Origin of the sequence: Pseudomonas sp. GV105, assembly GCF_003058185.1 — a bacterium.
GTDB classification, from domain to species: Bacteria; Pseudomonadota; Gammaproteobacteria; order Pseudomonadales; family Pseudomonadaceae; genus Aquipseudomonas; species Aquipseudomonas veronii.
The window spans coordinates 1-1221 of the sequence record NZ_QBUF01000039.1 but is presented as its reverse complement, the minus strand read 5'-3'; the positions used below and the strand labels follow the sequence as shown (position 1 = coordinate 1221).

1 protein-coding gene is annotated in these 1221 nt (G+C 55.3%); it reads right to left on the bottom strand.

Annotated features, from left to right (window positions below):
• A partial coding sequence (locus C8K66_RS30485) for an integrase core domain-containing protein (protein WP_057006151.1) occupies positions 1 to 1119 on the bottom strand: 1119 nt, incomplete at its 3' end.
• Positions 1120 to 1221 lie beyond the last annotated feature (102 nt).

Genomic DNA, 1221 nt, shown 5'->3' with positions numbered 1-1221 from the left:
GCTGTCTAGCCTACCCAGTGGATAGTTACATAGGTACATGTCCCACACGTTGTCGTCCACTTCTCGCAGTCCAACGGACTCTCCTACCAGTGACTCACTCAAAAAGATCATCCTGCCCCTCCACTTCATTGATCCGTCTGTTCTGACTTTGCGTACCTCCATATCCGCTCCATATTCGGCAGGAGGTACCCAGCCTGTATAGATCCTTGGCGATTTATCGTACAGATCGTTCGGCACTTTCATACCCAACGCCTCGTGCGGCCGATCATGATTGAATTCCTGTCGAAATCGTTCAAACGCCAACTGCTGCTGGACCATATTGGCTTCTGGCGTCTTCAGTAACGCGGCCTTGAGTGAGCGATGCATACGCTCATGCCGCCCGTTCTGATCGGGTCGCCCCGGCTGAATACGCTCTGGGTAGATACCCAGTCGTATCCACCATACGGCCAGACTCGAGAGCCTGTTGAGGCCGGTTGAAGCGAAGGGTGAACCGTTGTCAGTCCTGATGACGTCAGGCAGACCATACTCGCGAAAAGCCCAGTCAAAACCCTCGCGGGCCCCGGCCACACTGGGCTGAGCACGACACAACAATATGAATCTGCTGGCCTGATCCGTGAGTGTCAGCGGGTAACAGCGTCGGCCATCCGTCATTAAAAAGTCGCCTTTGAAGTCAGCGGCCCACGTTTGATTGGGGAGGTCTGCCGGGCGAAGTTTGACGGGGCCGGTAGGCGGACGATTGCGCTTGCGCCGCTCTTGGACCAGTCCCGCTCGTTTGAGCCATTCCCCCGCCGTGCTGGGTGCCGGCCAATGACATTCCGGATAGCGATTGGAAAGGACCTTGACCAGCTTTTTGGGGCCCCAGTCATGGTGTTGATGCTTGAGCTCAATTAGAGCAGCAATATGTGCATCGCACGTTTGAAAAGGGCTTGAGAGTGGACGGCGTGAAGCCTCCTTGAGTCCGTCCAAGCCCGCAGTGGCGTACCGTTGCAGCCACTTGTCCAAGGTCGGTCGACTAATGCCGTAGCTCAATGCCAGTTGATGTTTTGAATAGGCGCCGGACAGCCAGTCGCCTATCAATCTGACTTTTTGGTCCATAGGGGACTCTCGATTCCATGACATGGCCAGTTACCTCCTGGCCATGATTAATACATGTAAACGATGTCTCCGGTTTCAAACGTAAAGGATGTCTCCGGTCTGTACCGGGGCAAGCCCCCTCCCACA